This window comes from Pseudomonas sp. ADPe, assembly GCF_014843515.1.
Classification (GTDB): Bacteria; Pseudomonadota; Gammaproteobacteria; order Pseudomonadales; family Pseudomonadaceae; genus Pseudomonas; species Pseudomonas citronellolis.
In genome coordinates, this window is sequence record NZ_CP062122.1 from 5420236 (window position 1) to 5437876 (window position 17641).

At 63.6% G+C, this 17641-nt stretch carries 17 protein-coding genes and 1 pseudogene; 9 read left to right on the forward strand and 9 right to left on the reverse strand.

Annotated elements, in window-relative coordinates; translation table 11 throughout:
- Positions 1-327: 327 nt before the first annotated feature.
- The gene (ddlA, locus tag IG194_RS24725) at positions 328-1422 is read left to right on the forward strand and encodes a D-alanine--D-alanine ligase (RefSeq protein ID WP_058070121.1); all 1095 of its coding nucleotides are present in this window, start codon (positions 328-330) and stop codon (positions 1420-1422) included.
- Positions 1423-1443: 21 nt separating this feature from the next.
- On the opposite strand, the gene IG194_RS24730 is transcribed toward ddlA, so the two are convergent.
- On the reverse strand, positions 1444-1671 hold the full coding sequence (locus IG194_RS24730; RefSeq protein WP_141679779.1) for a hypothetical protein: 228 nt from the start codon (positions 1669-1671) through the stop codon (positions 1444-1446).
- A 546-nt stretch (positions 1672-2217) separates the two neighbouring features.
- Here IG194_RS24730 and IG194_RS24735 point away from each other — a divergent pair.
- The 3 genes from IG194_RS24735 to IG194_RS24745 all read left to right on the forward strand — a co-directional run bounded on the left by IG194_RS24735 (position 2218) and on the right by IG194_RS24745 (position 4378).
- The gene (locus IG194_RS24735) at positions 2218-2646 is read left to right on the forward strand and encodes a hypothetical protein (protein ID WP_134163460.1); all 429 of its coding nucleotides are present in this window, start codon (positions 2218-2220) and stop codon (positions 2644-2646) included.
- 237 nt (positions 2647-2883) lie between these two features.
- The gene (locus IG194_RS24740; protein WP_058070123.1) at positions 2884-3477 is read left to right on the forward strand and encodes a histidine phosphatase family protein; all 594 of its coding nucleotides are present in this window, start codon (positions 2884-2886) and stop codon (positions 3475-3477) included.
- A gap of 91 nt (positions 3478-3568) precedes the next feature.
- Positions 3569-4378: a class I SAM-dependent methyltransferase gene (locus IG194_RS24745; RefSeq protein ID WP_058489026.1), complete on the forward strand. Its 810-nt coding sequence runs from the start codon at positions 3569-3571 to the stop codon at positions 4376-4378.
- 474 nt (positions 4379-4852) lie between these two features.
- Here the strand turns inward: IG194_RS24745 and IG194_RS24750 are convergent, their stop codons facing one another.
- From IG194_RS24750 to IG194_RS24770, 5 genes are all read right to left on the reverse strand, one after another.
- Entirely contained in the window at positions 4853-5209 is a 357-nt protein-coding gene (locus IG194_RS24750) for a type II toxin-antitoxin system PemK/MazF family toxin (RefSeq protein ID WP_058489027.1), read from the reverse strand.
- The gene (locus tag IG194_RS24755; RefSeq protein ID WP_009618989.1) at positions 5203-5442 is read right to left on the reverse strand and encodes an AbrB/MazE/SpoVT family DNA-binding domain-containing protein; all 240 of its coding nucleotides are present in this window, start codon (positions 5440-5442) and stop codon (positions 5203-5205) included. The genes IG194_RS24750 and IG194_RS24755 overlap by 7 nt, the downstream gene beginning before the upstream one ends.
- A 130-nt stretch (positions 5443-5572) precedes the next feature.
- Positions 5573-6178, reverse strand: a complete 606-nt coding sequence (locus tag IG194_RS24760; RefSeq protein WP_043315086.1) for a LysE family translocator — start codon at positions 6176-6178, stop codon at positions 5573-5575.
- Between the two features lie 51 nt (positions 6179-6229).
- Complete coding sequence (locus IG194_RS24765) at positions 6230-7066, reverse strand: AraC family transcriptional regulator (protein ID WP_058489028.1); 837 nt, start codon at positions 7064-7066, stop codon at positions 6230-6232.
- Positions 7067-7148: 82 nt separating this feature from the next.
- Positions 7149-7646: a MarR family winged helix-turn-helix transcriptional regulator gene (locus tag IG194_RS24770; RefSeq protein WP_058489029.1), complete on the reverse strand. Its 498-nt coding sequence runs from the start codon at positions 7644-7646 to the stop codon at positions 7149-7151.
- A gap of 117 nt (positions 7647-7763) precedes the next feature.
- Between IG194_RS24770 and IG194_RS24775 the strand changes: the two genes are divergently transcribed.
- Positions 7764-8924: an MFS transporter gene (locus IG194_RS24775; protein ID WP_058489030.1), complete on the forward strand. Its 1161-nt coding sequence runs from the start codon at positions 7764-7766 to the stop codon at positions 8922-8924.
- A 35-nt stretch (positions 8925-8959) separates the two neighbouring features.
- Here the strand turns inward: IG194_RS24775 and IG194_RS24780 are convergent, their stop codons facing one another.
- The gene (locus tag IG194_RS24780; protein ID WP_176707173.1) at positions 8960-10576 is read right to left on the reverse strand and encodes a hypothetical protein; all 1617 of its coding nucleotides are present in this window, start codon (positions 10574-10576) and stop codon (positions 8960-8962) included.
- A 306-nt stretch (positions 10577-10882) separates the two neighbouring features.
- Between IG194_RS24780 and IG194_RS24785 the strand changes: the two genes are divergently transcribed.
- On the forward strand, positions 10883-11542 hold the full coding sequence (locus tag IG194_RS24785; RefSeq protein ID WP_043267061.1) for a glutathione S-transferase family protein: 660 nt from the start codon (positions 10883-10885) through the stop codon (positions 11540-11542).
- 64 nt (positions 11543-11606) lie between these two features.
- Here the strand turns inward: IG194_RS24785 and IG194_RS24790 are convergent, their stop codons facing one another.
- Complete coding sequence (locus IG194_RS24790; RefSeq protein WP_009618996.1) at positions 11607-11882, reverse strand: hypothetical protein; 276 nt, start codon at positions 11880-11882, stop codon at positions 11607-11609.
- 786 nt (positions 11883-12668) lie between these two features.
- Here IG194_RS24790 and IG194_RS24795 point away from each other — a divergent pair.
- The gene (locus tag IG194_RS24795) at positions 12669-13901 is read left to right on the forward strand and encodes an S-type pyocin domain-containing protein (RefSeq protein ID WP_225617131.1); all 1233 of its coding nucleotides are present in this window, start codon (positions 12669-12671) and stop codon (positions 13899-13901) included.
- A gap of 3 nt (positions 13902-13904) precedes the next feature.
- On the forward strand, positions 13905-14156 hold the full coding sequence (locus tag IG194_RS24800; RefSeq protein WP_082996321.1) for a bacteriocin immunity protein: 252 nt from the start codon (positions 13905-13907) through the stop codon (positions 14154-14156).
- Positions 14157-14370: 214 nt separating this feature from the next.
- Here IG194_RS24800 and IG194_RS24805 read toward each other — a convergent pair.
- Positions 14371-15354 (reverse strand): annotated as a pseudogene (locus IG194_RS24805) (methyl-accepting chemotaxis protein); the annotation flags it as partial.
- A gap of 717 nt (positions 15355-16071) precedes the next feature.
- Here IG194_RS24805 and IG194_RS24810 point away from each other — a divergent pair.
- Positions 16072-17505, forward strand: a complete 1434-nt coding sequence (locus IG194_RS24810) for an ABC-three component system protein (protein ID WP_058489032.1) — start codon at positions 16072-16074, stop codon at positions 17503-17505.
- The last annotated feature ends 136 nt before the right edge of the window (positions 17506-17641 follow it).

Consider the following 17641-nt stretch of genomic DNA (forward strand, 5'->3'; position numbering starts at 1 on the left):
CGGCGTAGGTGCTGTGTTCAAGAGCGCCCTCTCCCCAGCCCTCGGCTGCGCGCCCCGCCCTGAAGGGAGAGGGGGCTTGTCCGTGCCGAGAGGAGGAATGGTTCCAGCCGGAAACCTTCGGTGCTGCCGGCTGACTCAGGAATACCCACGCACTCCAAACGGTCCCCTCTCCCTTTAGGGAGAGGGTTAGGGAGAGGGAGCGGAGCCAAGCCCGAGCACCCAGGTACCCGGTAGGCACCCTCCGCAAGCTCTCTCACCCGACCACCGCTCCTATAAAAATCCCCCCCACCATGATAAGAAGCGCCCATCAGCAAGCTGGAGGCAGTCATGGGCAAGTTGCGTGTCGGGGTGATTTTCGGTGGGCGTTCGGCGGAGCATGAGGTATCGCTGCAGTCGGCGAAGAACATAGTCGATGCCCTGGACCGCTCGCGGTTCGAGCCGGTGCTGATCGGCATCGACAAGGACGGCCGCTGGCACCTGAACGACGCCTCCGACTACCTGCTCAACCAGGAGAACCCGGCGCTGATCGCGCTCAATCGCTCCAACCGCGAGCTGGCCGTGGTGCCCGGCAAGGCCGAGCGGCAGCTGGTGGAAACCGGTAGCCGGCAGTTGCTCGACCACGTCGACGTGATCTTCCCCATCGTCCACGGCACCCAGGGCGAGGACGGCTGCCTGCAGGGCCTGCTGCGCATGGCCGACATCCCCTTCGTCGGCGCTGACGTGCTCGGCTCGGCCATTTGCATGGACAAGGACGTGAGCAAGCGCCTGCTGCGCGACGCCGGCATCGCCATCACCCCCTTCATCACCCTGACCCGCGCCACCGCCGCGCGCACGCCCTTCGCCGAGGCGCAGCGCCAACTGGGCCTGCCGCTGTTCGTCAAGCCGGCCAACCTGGGTTCCTCGGTGGGCGTGAGCAAGGTCGAGGACGAGGCCGGCTACGTCGCCGCCGTGCAACAGGCCCTGGCCTTCGACGACAAGGTGCTGGTGGAGGCCGCGGTGAACGGCCGCGAGATCGAGTGCGCGGTGCTTGGCAACGACGAGCCCATCGCCAGCGGCTGTGGCGAGATCGTGGTGCGTGGCGGCTTCTACTCCTACGACAGCAAGTACATCGACGAAGACGCCGCCCGGGTGGTGGTGCCGGCGGACATCGATGCCGCGGCCTGCGAACGCATCCGCCAGCTCGCCGTGGAAGCCTTCCAGGTGCTGGGCTGCTCGGGCCTGGCGCGGGTCGACGTGTTCCTCACCGGCGATGGCCAGGTGCTGGTCAACGAACTCAACTCGCTGCCCGGCTTCACCCGCATCAGCATGTACCCCAAGCTCTGGCAGGCCGCCGGCATGAGCTACAGCGAACTGGTCAGCCGGCTGATCGACCTGGCCCTGGAACGCCACGCCGCGCGCCGCCGCCTGCAGACCAGCCGCTGAGGCGGGCGCGGCGGGGGCCGGTTACTCCGGGCGTTCCTCGTGGGTGCGCTGGTGCGCAGCCTCGAGCAGTGCCTGGGTGTCGGCGTGGAGCATGCGCAACGTCGCGCTCCAGCGCGCCAGGTCCCACTGCGAGGCACTGGCGGCGGGGTGCTCCTCCAGCAGGTCGAGCACGCCGCCGAGCGCCCGCAGGCGCTGCAGGGCGGTGTCGAGCAACTGCGTCGAGGGAGCCAGCGTGTCGATGTAAAGCACTTCGGAGAAGGCCTGAGAGCTTTCCGGAAGGGGTTTGAACTCACGAATCCTGAAAGGCTCTTGAATGCCCGGGCGGGCGTTCTTCGCGCGGAGGGGCGCGGGCTTGGAAGGGAACTGGTGCATTTCCTTACGCTCCTTGGACCGGATGGAACCCGCCGCTTCCGTTGCGACACGGAGGGCGGCGAGCCGTGCAGGGGTCGCAAACCGGAGGTCCAAGGAGAATCCGGCCAGGCGGAAGCCTGCCCTGCACGGCCAGCCATGACCAAGGCAAACGCTAGGCGCAGGTAGCGCCTTTGCTTTGAATGCTGCTGCTGTGCTGAAGGACCTTTGGGTTGCGACACCCTGTCATGGCAAACGCCATGACGGCGGGAAGACTATCGATCCGGCTCGTGGGAGCTGAGCGTTATGTGCTGTAGGGAAATTCCTTGATGAGGGTTTTCTCGATGGCGTTCCCGGTTTACCGAGGCCATGCCCGGTGGCTGCAAATTTGACCGTCCAGCCTCTACACTCCTCGAAGTCACATTGGCCAGCCTAAGGAGCCAGACGATGAGTTCTTCCTCGCGGACGGTATTGGCGGCAGCGCTGGCGGCGCTGCTGGTTGCTGTTGTTCCGGTCGCACACAACCCGGCCTGGGCCGAGGACGCCGCACCGCCCAGCGGCATGGAGGCCGACGACCAGCAGGGCCCGCTGGGCGACCTCAGCGAATATGGCCGCCTGGCCGAGGAGTCGCTCGACGCGGTGGGCGCCGACGACTTCGCCAGCGCCCGGGCCAAGGTCGACGCCCTGCAGACCAAGTGGCGCGCCGCCGCCGCCGAGCTCAAGCGCAAGAGCCCGGAGGACTGGAAGGCCGCCAACGCGGCGGTCGAAGGCGCGGTGCGGGAACTGCACGCCAAGTCCCCGGACAAGGACCGCAGCCTGGACTCGCTGAACACCCTGCTGTCCACCTTCAACGACATCCAGGGCATCAGCGACTGACCCCCGCCCGGCCAGGGCCCGCCGACGGTCCTGGCCCTGCGGGTCGTCGGCCTCCCGAGCGGCGGCCGGCGCTCAACGAAATCCTCACATTCGCCTCGCGGAGTTTTCACCTTCGCCCGTGCAGGATGGCGGCCAGCATCCGGCAGCGTGCCGGGTGCGTCCCGAACCATCGAGCGCGAGGCCTGTGGCGAAGTGAGGCAGATTCCGGAAACCTGGCGGCGTCCATCCGGACGGGTAATGGCCCTGGCCTGTGGGCTGCTCGGCCTGCTGGCCGTGGCCCTGTGCGGCGCGGCCAGCGTCGCGGCGCAGCGCCCGCCGCTGCCGGGCGAGGACGACCTGGCCCGGCACTGGCGCCTGGGCGAGGTGGTGGTGCTGGTGCGCCACGCCGAGCGCTGCGACCGTTCCGACGCCCCCTGCCTGGGCGCCGAGGATGGCATCACCGTGCGCGGCGGGGCGCTGGCCACGGCCCTGGGCGACGACTACCGCAGCCGCTTCGGCCTGGGCAATGCCGACGTCTACGCCAGCCCGCTGACGCGCACCCTGCAGACCGCCAGCCTGATGTTCGGCGACGGCACCCTGGGCCAGGCCTGGGTCGCCGACTGCACCGGCAACCTGCTCAACCAGGTGCTGGAACACAAGGCCAGCCACCGCAACCTGATCCTGGTCACCCACAGCGAATGCATGGAGCAACTGGCCCAGGCGCTCAGCCACCGGGACCTGGAAACCCCCGGCTACGGCACCTCGCTGGTGCTGTTCAGCGACGCCCGCGGCGGCCTGCAACTGGCCGGCGAGATTGCCCCGCGGGACTGGGCCCGCCTGCAATTGCGCTGAGCCGGCGCCGCCGCTGCGCTTGCGGCATCCGCCGATGCGGTCCTAGGCTTGCGGGGGAGGGCGGTGCCGTCGTCCGCCCCGGGAGCCGCCAATGCCACGCGTCCAGCTTGGCGGGGTCAAGGAAACCCTGCTGATCACCTTCTACGCCAAGGCCATGGAAAGCCGCCTGCCCGATTCGTTGCTGCAGGACCGCTTCGCGGCCGCCGCGCTGGCGCGCCTGGACTACGACTTCGCGCGCTTCCGCCTGGGCCGCAGCAGCTACGTCGGCATCGCCCTGCGCGCCTGGAAGCTCGACCGCTGGGCCGCCGAATTCCTCGCCGCCCACCCCGACGCCTGCGTGGCGCACCTGGGCTGCGGCCTGGACAGCCGGGTGTTCCGCCTGGACCCGCCGCCCAGCGTGGCCTGGTTCGAAGTGGACTACCCGGACGTGCTGGCGCTGCGCGGCGAGGTATACCCGGTGCGCGAAGGCTGCACCCTGCTGCCCGGCGCCATGGGCGACCCGTCCTGGCTCGACGCGCTGCCCACCGGCCGCCCGCTGCTGATCGTCGCCGAAGGCCTGATGCCCTACCTGCGCGAAGCGGAGGTGAGCGCGCTGCTGCGCGGCCTGCTGGCGCGTTTCCCCCACGGCGAGCTGATCTTCGACGGCTACAACCGCTTCGGCATCCGCATGCTGGGGCTGTTCCTGCCCTTCTGGGCACGCGGCGCCCGGGTGCACTGGGCACTGGACGAGCCCAAGGAGCTGGAAGCGCTGGTGCCGGGGCTGCAACTGGTCGAGGAGCGCCTCACCTACACCCCCGAGGAATGCCGGCGGATGGCCTGGTCATCCCGCGCATTCGTGCAACTGATGCAGCGCTGGCCCACCCTGGGCCGTATCGGTCGGTTGCTGCGCTATCGCTGGTAGGTGGCTGCATGGGTGTGACATCGGCGCTCGGGCTTTTCCCTCACCCCAGCCCTCTCCCGGAGGGAGAGGGGGCTAGTCCGTGCCGAGAAGGGAGATGGAGTCAGTTGGGAATCCCGTAGTTGCCGGCTAACGCCGAAACACCCGCGCACGCCGAACGGTCCCCTCTCCCTCCGGGAGAGGGTTAGGGTGAGGGGGCCGCAGGCCTGCTCGCTCGATGCCATTCCCCTACGCTCTCCGCGAGGCACAGCACTCCCCCACACCTGTAGGAGCGGGCCCTGCCCGCGATTCGCGCGCAGGGCGCGCTCCTACAATGGGAATGACATTGGAGCTCGGGTTTTCCCCTCACCCCAGCCCTCTCCCTGAAGGGAAAGGGCTCTTCAGGCCACAAACCGCAGGCCGCGCTCAACCCCCGCCCACGTCGAGAGTGTCGGCAGGTCAGCACCTTTCGCGCAGCGTGCCTACTGGAGCCGGGGACTACTCCAGGATCGCCCCGACCAGCGAAAGCACGTAGTTGGTTACGGAATCGGGGGCCTTTTCCTTGAATGCGGCTCGGCGCGCCCTCCAGTCCAGCGTCCGCACCTGGTGGCTGTGGACATTGCCCTGGGTATCGGTGCCTTCGCCCATCAGGGTGACAAGGAAGCCCTGGTTGCGCGCCACATTGGATGCGCCTTGCGAGATGGGGCAGACCAGGGCCAAGCCCATTTCATTGAATTCGCGTTTCGACAGGACCAGGCAAAAGTGGTCGCCGATCATTTCACGGCCCGTCGAGGGATCGAACTGCAAGTGCCAGATCTCACCGCGGTTGGGAACGCTCGGCGGGCGCCTCACCATTGTTCCGCGCCTACGGCCGGCATGCTGTCCCAGTCCGGGGCGAGCGAGTCTTTGGGCGTTTCGGCGATCAGTTGGGCCAGGCTCGGGCGCGTCATCGGCTTGATCACCAGGGCTCCCTCAACGATGTCGCACTCAACCTGACTGCCAGCGTGCAGTTTGTTCTGGGCGACGAAGGCCGAGGGAACCGAAATGATCAGGGACCCCCCGGATTTGCGCAGGGCAAGCGTGGTCATGGACATGCCTCCTGTTGGGGTTTTACAGAAGTATAACTCGTCGAGTTTTATTTTTATAAAACCACTCGTCTCGAAGCCTGTCTGTTCAGGGGCGGCATCTTTCCGGGATGGATAGAACGCTCCACCCCTCCTACAAAACCCCAGCCCACGCCGACAGCACCAAAAGCACCGCCAGCCCCCGATTCAACCGCTGCAGCGCCCGCGGCGAGCGCAACAACCGCGCACTGCCGGCGCCGAGCCCCGCCCAGGCGCTCAGGCAAGGCACGCCAACCATGAAGAACAACAGCGACATCAGTTGGATGCGCAACAGCCGGTCATCGCCTTGCCCCGCATAGACGCCGATCACCGCCAGGGCCACCGTCCAGTTCTTCGGGTTCACCAACTGCAACAGCGCCGCATCCAACAGGCCAACGCGCCGTGCCGGAGCGGCATCTTCCAGCCCGGGCGGCGGGCTGCTCCAGATCTGCCAGGCCAGCCAGGTCAGCCACAGCACCCCGGCGGCGGCCATGATGCCCTGCACCTGCGGCCGCCCGGCGAGCAGCTCGCCCAGGCCGCTGCCCACCGCCAGCACCACCAGCGCCGCGCCGCCGCAGCCGCCGAAGACGATGGGTAGCGCCGCGCTCCAGCCGTGGCGGGCGCTGTTGCTGAAGATCAGCAGGTTGGTCGGCCCCGGGGTAATGGCGGCGACGAAAGCGAACAGCAGGAAGGGCAGCCATTGCTGCAGGGCCTGGATCATGGCGGGGGCTCCGTGGGACGTGGAGCCGCTATCCTCGCTGCGACCCGGGCGTCAGTCTGGAAGCTTTGAGCAGCGCTGCCGGTAGTACGCCGGGGTAACGCCATAGGCGCGGCGGAACCAGCGCCCCAGATGGCTCTGGTCGGCGAAACCGAGGTCGGCGGCGACCTGCGCCGGAGCCAGGCCGCGGCCCAGCAACTGGCGTGCGCGGGCCAGGCGTAGTTGGATCAGGTACGCGTGCGGCGGCAGGCCGAAGGCCTCCTTGAACGCGCGGCTGAGGCGGAAGCGGTCGCAGCCGGCGGCGCGGGCCAGGTCGTCGAGGTCGATGTCCTGCATCAGGTTGGCGTGCAGGTAGTCCCGGGCGCGCAGGGCCACCAGCGGCAGGCGCGGGTGGTCGTCGATGCGCTTGCGCCAGTGCAGGCGCTGGGTGAGGCCGCCGAGCAATTCGTCGAGGGCCGCCTGGCGCACGATGCGCAGGTCCTGGCCATGCACGGCCTGGAAGGCGGCGTCGATGGCGGCGGCCATGCGCGCGTCGTCGAACAGCACCTGGGGCACGCTCAGCTGGCAATCGGCCGGGGCCTCCTCGAACAGCGCGCCCACCTCGCGCTCCAGCCACTGCGGGTCGAGGTAGAGCATGCGGTAGGTGAAACCGCCGGCGGTGGGCGCGTCGCCGTCGTGGATCTCCCCGGGTTCGAGGAAAAACACCTTGCCCGGCGTGCTGACGTTGCGCGCCTGGCGGCAGCGGAACTGCTGCACGCCGGTTTCGGTGAAGCCGATCAGGTAGGCGTCGTGCCAGTGCGGATCGTAGGCGTGGCCCTTGAAATGGGCGCGCAGCGTCTCGATGCCGGTGTCGGCATCCTGCGCCAGGTCGATCCAGTTGTCGCTGTGCATGCCGCGCCTCCGCCGCGCCCGCGAGTCGTTCAGCATACCGCGCGGGTGGGCGGCGTCTGGAAGATTTGTGCAGCCGGCCAGCTCAGTGGTCGTCGTCCGGCAGCGTGGCCAGCAGTTTCTCCAGCAGTCCGGCGAGTTGCACCTGCTCGGCCGCATCGAGCCCAGCCAGCACGCGGCGCTGGTTGGCCACGTGGGCGTTCACGGCCCCGTCGATCAGCGTCAAACCCGCCTCGCTCAGGCCCACCAGGGTGCCGCGGCCGTCCTCGGGGTTGGGCAGGCGCTGCACCAGGCCGGCCTTCTCCAGGCGGTCCAGGCGGTTGGTCATGCTGCCGGAGGAGATCATCGCCGCCTCGTACAGGGTGGTGGGTGTTAGGCGGTAGGGTGGGCCGCTGCGGCGCAGGGTGGCGAGCACGTCGAATTCGCCGGGCTGCAGGCCGAAACGGGCGAACAACGGGTTGAGGTGGTCGCGGGCGATCAGCTGCGCGGCTTCGGCCAGGCGGCCGAGAACCACCATGCCGGCAGTGTCGAGCCCGGGCAACTGCTGGCGCCATTGTTCGGCGGCGAAGGTGGCTCTGTCCATGGGGGGTTCCTTTTTATCTTGATGTAGAGATAGATTGAATATGTCTTGATGTAGAGATATTTGCCCGTGCCGCTTCCCGACGCAAGGGGAAAGGCGCCCCACAGGAGGATTCTCCCCATGTCGCGTTCACTCGTTTCCCTCTGGTACCTGTCGGCCATCGTGCTGGTGGGCCTCAACCTGCGCCCGGCGCTGGCCTCCATCGGCCCATTGCTCGATGCCTTGCAAACCGGTGCCGGCCTGGGGGACGGTCTGGCCAGCCTGCTGACCAGTCTGCCGGTGCTGCTGATGGGCCTGGGCGCCCTGTTCGCTGGGCAGTTGCTGCGCTTGTTCGGCGTGCGCCTGGGTGTCGCACTGGGCCTGCTGCTGGTGGCCCTGGCCTGTGCCTTGCGCTTGTATCCGGGGGCGTCGGGGCTGCTCGGCGGGGCGCTGTTGGCCGGGCTTGGCATCGCCGTCTGCCAGGCACTGCTGCCGGTCTTCGTGCGGCAGTGCTTCGGCGCTCGCAGCGGGAGCGCCATGGGGGCCTATTCCACGGCGATCATGGGGGGCGCGGTACTGGCCAGTGTCGGCTCGCCCTGGCTGGCGAAAGCCTGGGGCGCATTGCCGGCGTTGGCCTTCTGGGCGTTGCCGGCGTTGCTGGCGCTGCCGCTATGGGCCCGTGTTACCGGACACACCGCGCCGGCCAGCAGCGCCCCGGTCTTCACCGGCATCGCTCGGCGCGGCGCCTGGCTGGCGCTGTTCTTCGGCCTGGGCACCGGTGCCTACGTCTTGGTGCTTGCCTGGTTGCCGCCGTACTACACGGCACTGGGCTGGTCACCGGCGGCGGCCGGGGCGCTGCTGGGTGGGCTGACCCTCACTCAAGTGATCGCCGGCCTGCTGGTCTCGGCCTTCATCGAGCGCCTGCCGGACCGTCGCCCGGCGCTGTACCTGGCCATTGCCACCTTGCTGCTCGGCCTGCTGATGCTGGTGGGCGCACCGCAGCAGTTGGCCCTGCTGGCCGCACTGTGCCTGGGGTTGGGCATAGGCGCGCTGTTCCCGCTGTCGCTGATCGTGACCATGGACCGTGCCGCCAGCCCGGCCGAGGCCGGTGCTCTGGTGGGCTTCGTGCAGGGCGTGGGCTACCTGATCGCCGCGCTGTTCCCACTGCTGGCGGGGCTGGCGCGGCAGTCCATGTCCAGCCTGACGCCGGCCTGGCTAGGCATGGCCATGGTCTGCCTGGTACTGCTGGCGCTGGCCAGCCGTTTCGCACCACCGCTGGCGCGGCCCTGTGCGGCCGCCTGAAATCTCTTTCCAGATGCCGTATGCCCGGAGGTGAGTCAGGGCCAACTGCCCTCCGGATTCCAGGTCGAAACCATCAACCGCACCTGCCCTTTGATGGCGGCGGCGGCGGGGTTGCCCTGGACGTCGCTGTCGATCGGCAGCAGCACCTGGATGCCGCTGCCGTCCAGCTCCTTGGCCTGCAGCGGGATGGTCGCGGTGTTCATCCCGGTGTTCTGCCAGGCGTAGCGGATGGTCCACTGGTCGCTGCTGTCGGTGGGGCGCTCCAGCTGGATGATCACGGTGTCGCGGTACAGGTAGCTGCCTTCGTAATGGCTGTTGGGCCAGAAGCGCGTGTCGATCTCGTAGTCCGGCACCCGCACGCCGAGGGTGAGGCTGTAGGCCAGGCCGGGCAGTTCGGGGTCGACCTTGCCGAACTCGGCGAGGAACACGCTGGACAGGTACAGCTGCGTGCCCGGCTTCCAGTCCGCCTGGGTGAGGCAGGCCGCGGAGTCCTCCTCCGCCGTGCGCCGCGACAGGTACCAGGGCTTGCTGCGCGGCGAGGCCAGCAGCTCGATCTGGTAGAGCGCGTTGACCGTCGCACCGTCGGCGGCATCGAGCACCTCCTTGGGCAGGCGCAGCTCGTCGATGTCCAGCCAGATGTCGACGCGCACGTTGCCGAACAGGAAGCGCACCAGGTTCTGGAAACTCTCCTCGCTGTTGACGATCCCGAAGAAGCCCGAATGCGCGCGGTAGGCGAACGCCTTGGCGCATTCCTCGCCGAGCGTGCCGTCGGCGTTCAGGCCGTGCAGGGTGGCGTTCTCGATGCGCACCAGGCCGTCGCTGCCGTGGCCGACGAAGGTGCGCGACAGGCCCGCGGCTACCTCGTAGTCGCTGCGGTTGGTGCCCACCATGCAGAACACGCGGCTGGAGGGCAGGGCGCTTTCGGGCAGCAGGTCGACCTTGTCGTAGCCCTTCGGCAGCTTGGGCAGGCGCAGGTATTCGCGCATGCGCTTGTCGCGGTTGAAGTTCTCGATGTCGAACGGCAGCGAAAAGGCCGGGACATTGAGGCCTGCGACGTCGATGCCGTTGTGCGGCGTGGCGTAGGTGAAGAACTTGTCCACCGCCGCGCGTGCCTCCGGCGAGCCGCAGGCCGGGTTCTGCAGGAAGGTGCGGCAGACCAGGCCGCCCATGGAGTGCGCCACCAGGTGGCAGCGGAAGTCTTCCTTCTTCGCCAGCTCGTTGGCCGGGTTGGCGAAGGCCAGGTCGCGCAGGTGCAGGATCAGGTCGTTCAGGCCCTGGGCGAACTGCTCCATGCTCGGCGTCTTGCCGACGCCCAGCAGCGTGGAGGCCGGGTCGTAGTAGCGGTAGATGACGATGGAGCGGGCGGCCAGCTTATTGTTGTTCTGCGTCAGCCAGTTGGGGTCGAGGACGTCGTAGCCGTCCTCGTACACGTCGCCGTAGCCGAACTGGCTGGCCAGGCGGATCACCGGCGATTCGAACACGAACTTGCGCGGCGGCGCGCCCGCGGTGGCCACCGCGCGCATCACCGTGGAACCCAGGTTGAAGCCGCAGAAGGGGTCGGCGGTGGTCTCGTCGATTTCGCCGCGGCTCATGGCGTAGCCGCGCACGTAGATGATCGGGTAGAAGGGTGCCTTCATCGGTTGCTGTTCCATGGTCGATCTCCTTGTCGGGCCGTAGCGGGGCGGGCGATGGCTCAGGCGGATTCCACCGTCTGCGGCGAAGCGCCTTCTCCGTTCGGGACAGCAAGGGGGATGATCCATGACGCCTGATCATCGGCAGCGACAGGGCGATGCATGCCAGGGGCAGCCGGGCCATACCGTTTCGTATATACGCTGGGCGGAAACTTGCAAGGACCCACCCGCCGGGCGGCGATGAGGTCGGCCGTCGGATTCGCGGCGCGGGCCGCGGGGCTGTGCTACCACTTGCCCTCTGTCCCCTCGGCAAACAGGCGGTCCGCCATGGCGCTCGTGCTCTACGGTCACCCGTTTTCCTCGTACACCCAGAAGGTGCTGATGGCGCTGTACGAGAACCAGACGCCCTTCGAATTCCGCTGCATCGGCCCCGACACGCCGCAGCACGCGGCGCAGTGGTTGCGGCTATGGCCGCTGGGCAAGTTCCCGCTATTGCTGGACGGCGAGCGCAGCCTCGCCGAGAGCAGCATCATCATCGAATACCTGCAGCTCACCCACGGCGGCCCCGTGCGCTGGCTGCCGGACGACCCGCTGGCAGCGCTGGACGTGCGCTTTCTCGACCGCTTCTTCGACCTGCACGTGATGACGCCGGTGCAACACGCCGTGGGCGGCGCGCTGACGGGCGACGCGACCAAGCGCCAGGAAGCCCTGGCCGACGCGGTGGAAAAGCTCGAACGCGCCTACGCCTGGCTGGAAGGCCAACTGCCGGGCCGCACCTGGGCCGCGGGCGAAGCCTTCACCCTGGCCGACTGCGCGGCCGCGCCCTCGCTGTTCTACGCCGACTGGACGCACCCCATCGGCGAAGCCTACCCGACCCTGCGCGCCTACCGCGCCCGCCTGCTGGCGCGCCCCTCGTTCGCCAGGGCGGTGGACGAGGCCCGGCCCTACCGCCCGCTGTTCCCGCTGGGCGCGCCCGACCGCGACTGAACCCGCACGAAAAAGGCCGGCCCCGTTGGCACGGGCGCCGGCCTGGTCAGGCAGTGGAACGGGGTTACGCGTTGGCGGGAGCTTGTGCGCGCTTGCGCGCCAGCTCGTACAACTGCCGCGCTTCGCCCACCAGCGGCACCAGGGCGGAGGCGACCCGCGCCGTTTCATGCACCAGCACATCATGGCCTTCGTGCACCTCCAGCACCCGCAGCAGGTCCTCCAGCGCGTTCATCCGGCGCTCGGCCACGTCGTAGAGATGCTCCGCAGGGGCGGAAAGGTCGACATACAGCACGCCATCGAAGGCCTGGGATTGCAGCGCTACCAGCTTGCGATCAGGCATGACGCACCTCCGGGATGGAGGCGAAGAGGAGGGAGGACAGCAAGGCACGTACAACGAACAGTGGGTGTTTAGGCATTTCCGTTGCTCCTGTTTCGGAGGAAGGAGCCGCCCGCCCGGAAAGGGCGGCGGACCGTGCGGGGTCGCAGTACCGGTTGTCGGTGTGAGCAATAACCCGGCCAGGCAGAAGCCTGCCCCGCACGGTTCGCCATAGCTGCGCCAAGCAGCAGGCGATAAAAAGCGCCTTCGCTGGGAGCGCTGGCGCTTTTCAGCTCACTGGACAATTCCGGACTGCGATCCGGGCCACGGGATTGACCGTGGCAGGAACGGAATCTATCGATGGGGTTTGTAGGCTCACAAGGGCGAATGTGGGTGGGAAATTTCGGGTGGTTTGGAAGGCCGCCGTCCATATTCAACGAGGTGTTACGAAGGGGCGTATGTGATTGGAGTAACTAAAAGCCTATTCAAAATTTTCTGAATCTTGAGATGGATGTGCGTAGTGGAGTTCTTCTCCAACTTTCCCTGGATTCTCTTGGGGTACTGGGGTGGGGCTGAGAGAATAGGTCTCTATCAATTTCCTCTGGAGCTAAAAGAAAGGCCGTTTCAATAGGCTTTCTTGTTTATGGGATGTGTCTCAGAGGGAAAAAGGAAGCTTCCTTCAGGCTTGCTACTTGCACAAGCATGCAGCGCCGCTAATCGTATTTCTTTGTTCATGGCAGTAATCAAGGAAATACCATGGGTAACCGAAGTTCAGGGCCAGGGCCAATGCCGCAGGTATGCAAACCTGCGATGCCCAATCCACCGCTCAAGAAAATGAAGTACAAGGAACAGGAGCCAGATTGGCCACGTGAGTCGTCATACCCCAGGAAAATTCCTGTACCTGTAGAAACCCGTCCTACGATACCTGGGTTTGTGTTTGCGAAATCCTGCAAGCTACCTGACGCTGTAATCGATCATGCCAATCCGATTCCTGTAGGAAACTTAGAGGATTACGGTAGCTTTGCGTTGCTGGGAGGGCGCGAAGTCGACGGTGAGGGAAGTCTCCTTCTAAAGAAAATCAGCGGGGATGTACCCTCAACCTTCGGTCGGCTGGTGTTGCAAGGGCTTTCGGTAAGAGGAGCATCTTGCGCAGGTCGTTGCACACCGCTCAGTGGGCCTGTTGTCACCACTGGCGTAGCAGCGGGCACATTCGTAGGGCTTGTTGCATTGCTGTGGCCTTCTAGCCTGGGAGATAGCGCCCTTTACAGTGAGGAACAATTGAGGTCGCTCGGCAAGGCCAGATCAAGGGTCAGGTTACGTATTGAAGAACAGCCAGATGGAAGCCTGAAGGGATATGGCTTCAATACACAGAAGAATCGCGATTGGGAAATGCTGGATGTTGTCCAGTTCAACGAGCGAAGGGTTGCTGATTTGGGCGACGGAATTACGCTGCTCTGGACTCCCGCTGTTGATTCTTCCAGCAGAATTCCTGCATTAGAAGCTCCTCCACGAGCGCCGCTTATCTGGATATTCCCGCCTACCGAAAAGGCGGAACAGATAATCGTCAATCCCATCTATCCTCCTGAATACAAGGACTTTGTTCTTGTTTTTCCGGCGGATTCCGGAGTTGAGCCGTTATATATAGTTCTGAATGTCCGGCGCGAACCGGGAGTTGTTACAGGAACGGGCGAGGATGTGCAGGGCATCTGGTTGGCTGGAGCAGGAGAGGGAAGTGGGAGTCCTATTCCTACGCAAATTGCTGATACGCTACGAGGGATGAGTTTCAACAGCTTTGATAGTTTCAGAGAAATGTTCTGGAAGTCTGTAGCAAGTGATGCTGAGCTGGCAAGCCAGTTCGGGCATGATAACCTTGAACGGATGCTAGGCGGCAATGCTCCAATTGCACGGAACAGGGATGCGATGGGGAAACGCAAGTCTTTTGAGTTGCACCATGTAGAGTTGGTGTCCGAAGGCGGTGAGCTGTATGGGATAGATAATCTCCGCGTCGTTACGCCAAAAAATCATATTGATATTCATAGGTGAGTCATGAAGAGAATTACTGACTACACGGAAGATGAGTTTATTCGGCTCGTTGACGAGATACGTGCGGCGAATAAGTCGGCTTCAGATGGTGTGCTAGGAGAGCTTTTAGAGAACTTTTGTGAAATTACTGAGCATCCGGATGGTACAGACCTTATCTACTACCCAGAAGAGGGCGCGGATAATTCGTCTGCTGGTATCGCTCTCGCTGTAAAAACATGGCGTGAGGCCAATGGCCTGCCTGGATTCAAGACTTAGAACGGTATTGTTTATCAAAAAGTATCTTCTAAGCCTTACACCATTTTAATAATGTAGCTGGAACGATTGACCGGCTTCGGGAGAAAAATAAATCCGGTCTCATTGCCCGGCATAGTTACAACCTCTTAGACGTGACGGCCCAACGCGCCATAGCAGCTATACGCCTTTTCGAGGCGAAGCGAGCGAGGTCGCACGACCTCGCTCAGCCCTGGCCCTGCTGCTTGTTGAGCATCGACTGGATGTGCAGCACCGAGTCCTGGGTGCGCTTGGCCAGGTTGCGCACCTCGTCGGCCACCACGGCGAAGCCGCGCCCCTGCTCACCCGCCCGCGCCGCCTCGATGGCCGCGTTCAGGGCCAACAGGTTGGTCTGCTCGGCAATGCCCTTGATCACGCCCGCCATCTGCGAAATCTCGGCGTAGGTGTTCTGGATGCTCACCTGCTCCCGCTCGCGCAGCGCCTCCGCAGCCTTCTCATCGGTGATTTCCCGGGTCGCGCCGGTCACCCGCAACAGCACGCCATTGGCATCGCGCAGGCAACGCCCGCGCTCGCGGAACCACAGGTCGCCGCGGGTCTTGTGGCGCATGCGGTACTCGACGACATAGACGCGTTGCCCGGTGGGGTCGGCCATCATCTCGCCGAAGGCGCGCATGACGCGCTGCTGGTCCTCGGGTTGGGTGATGGCGAAATAGCTGTCCCAGCCATCGGGAAACTCCTGGCGGTTGTAGCCGATCAACGAACGGAACTGATCCGACCAGCGAATCACGTTGGCCGGATGGTCGGGGTTGCCATCGACCACGCAGAGGTCCCAGCAACCCTCGGTCAGCGTCTGCTTGGTCAACTCCCACACCTGCTGCTCCTCCAGCAACCGAGCCCGCTCGGCTTCGACCGCAGCGGCCCACTCCTCGGCACGCTTCAGCGCCTGCTCGGCTTCGGCTTGCTGTTGCTCGCGCAAGCTGAGCGAGGCCTGCAGTTCCTGCAGTTGGGTTTCATCGACGAAGGCGTGGTGTTCCACCTGGCGCTCCAGGGTGGCGATGTTGTCCTGCCAGTGGTTCTGGACGTCCTGCAGGGCCAGCGCAAGCTCGCGGTGCCGGCTCAGCGCGGCATACTCGGCCGGGCTACGCCAATTCCCCGCCAGCCACTGCCGGCACAGCTCACCCACCTCACCCGCCAGTTCCCTCGCCCCCTTTGCGAACCACATGCCTCGCCACTCCTCGCCGCTTGCGGTGATGTCAAATTAATGTGAAATCATATCTTATATGTAAAAAGAGGTGGTGAGGGAAGGGGAGGGATGTTTTTGGGCCTGGGTGAGGGCTTCGTCTGACATCACCTGGCCTTGCTGAGCGAGGTGCTGGTTCTGGAGTTGGCAAGCTTTCCGGCCGGCTTGCGCGCTGACCCGTCCATCGACAGGGTCCAAGATGTGGGGGGGAACATGGGTTAGTGGCTATCAGCCGTTCGCCATTGGCTGCAACCGGCCAGGAGCGGCCGCTCGCCTATAGCCAGCTGCTCCTGATCCGAAACCGTCATCAAGGGTTTAGAAGCAGGGGCAACTCTCGCCGGAATTACCCCAGAACATCAGCGCCCCGGCCGAACAGTACACGCCATCGCTGATGAGTTCGAAGCTGCTACAGGTGAAGGGCAAGCATGGAGACTAGTCCGGGCGGAGGCACCTGATTGCTGGCCATCTAAACGACCGCAACGACCTGTTGGAAGGCCTGGATTTGCGCAGCCCCGAACGTCCACTGGAACCCGGTAAGCACCTTCACGCACCTAACGAGCGAAACAATCCCTACAGAAAAGTGGCACTCTGCTATGAAATTTCGCCTAATATCGGCACGTGCGTAAGGAGACGCCGAAGCCTCGCTGTCGTCCTTTCCGTGCGCGCATTTCGTCGTAGATGCAGTGCTGGAGTTTTCTAATGGCTTTCGATGCGTCTCCTTCTTGGAGCGGCTTCAATTACCAAGGCAAGGTCGCTCTCTACTACGCCCTAAGGCTGATAAACGCAGAGCCTGTAGACGCAGATCTGTCGAGTTACAGCTTGATGCTAGAGTCCACTGAGGACTTCGAGATCCGGCGCGACGGAGATCCCGTCTCGTTCCATCAAGTAAAGGCATATAACTCTAGCACTTACAGTGACTACTCCGATGCCCTGTTCGGGATTACCCTGGAGCTATACAAGCAGCCAGGCGTTACCGGGCGAATCCACACTTGGAAGTTAATACACTCCAAGCCCGATTTTCAGGACCTGACAACATCGATACGAGATGACCTGAGCACCATTCTCACTCAGTATCAAAATAAAAACCCTAAGGATGGGAGTACGGTGCTCGAAAAGGCCGTATCCGATGAGAAAAATATTCCTAAGCCAGCAGCAATACTAAGGGCCGCCTTCAAGGGTAAGACCGCAGATCAGTTATACGCTCTTTTAGACTCTATCCTAAATGGCCAAAATGACGCTCTCGCCAGACTTGACTCTTATCAATATGACGATGGCAACAGGTTCTGCAGCCTAGACGACATCAACACCAAGATAAAGTCGGAAATCTCTAACGCGCTGACTGACAGAGCGGCCATTGTCACACCTGAGCATCTGGAAAAAACCTTTCACTGCTTTCTAGGGATGATAGACCGATACATCATCCACAGGCACAAGACCAAACAACAAGGCACGAAAACCCCTATAACCTTCGAGGAGATAGTTCGAGCCCTTGAGATTGACCATGAAGATATTGGTGAAGAATACCTAGCCTGTAAATTTAAAGAAAAATTTGCCCATTTGATAGATGAATACATGGGTGACCAAGACGATTACACAGATTTAGGTCAGGGTGAATACTGCAACCTGAAAGAAGCAAGAAAACTTCTACTAGGCTTGAGCGCCACGGATCTCTGGGGGCACTATCGTAGCTTCTCTCCTCAAATTTATCTCCAGCATACCAACAATACGGAAAATGCCTTTTCCACAAACTTAGAAGGCATTCGCCATGTACTTATAAAAATCCTACACACAATTAACTTTGAGCGCGCCTCGCACAACGCAACCAAGTATAAGTTCACCTATCGCACAACGACGCTGCCGCATCAGCATTACCTGCCAACCACCATTACAAATACCGCACGAATTAGCCAGATCGAAAGGAAAATCACAGCCAATCCGAGCATGAGCGAGATACTATTCGAAGTTGAAAATCTCATATATGACGGCTTAGAGCCTCACCCATTTTCGCCCACGTCGATGGTGCATACAGAGGCTCCAAAAGCAGAAAATGCAGACCCCCGCTCTAAAAGAGACGAAGTCTTGAGGCTTATAACCCTCGTCCCTATAGCGACTGCGAAGGATGCATTAGCATAATGATAAATATCATCAACAACATCCTCTCCAGCAGTGGTTATAAGCAGGTCGAAATAGAGACCCCCTTCAATAATCAAGCTTTCTATCTTTTCTGCCTGCCCGAGGAAAGCAAGCGGGAAGAGTACTTCGTCACTAT